The 244-nt window shown below is 36.1% G+C and carries 1 protein-coding gene; it reads right to left on the minus strand.

Annotated features, from left to right (window positions below):
- The coding region (locus R0J88_RS22715; protein ID WP_410901281.1) for a DUF4003 family protein at positions 1-244 on the minus strand (244 nt) is incomplete at both ends.

Below are 244 nucleotides of genomic sequence, written 5' to 3' on the forward strand. Positions count from 1 at the left end.
TAACGGGGTCATTCACTTGATCAGTTGTTAAATATACGATATATTGGATATCGCCATTTGAAGTTAATATTCGTTGCCGCCTTTTCATTTCCACATACAATGTTCTGGCCCGTTCCGCATGTTGTTGTTTATCCTCTTGAAGAAATAATGCTCCAATACCTCGAAAAGGTGATTTGTTAAACTTAGCCTCTTTTAACAGTTGGTCATTCGTCATAATTTCAGAAATAGTTTTATCCAATTTCCC

Origin of the sequence: Pseudoalteromonas sp. SIMBA_162, from assembly GCF_046535955.1 — a bacterium.
In the GTDB taxonomy this organism is placed as follows: Bacteria; Pseudomonadota; Gammaproteobacteria; order Enterobacterales; family Alteromonadaceae; genus Pseudoalteromonas; species Pseudoalteromonas marina.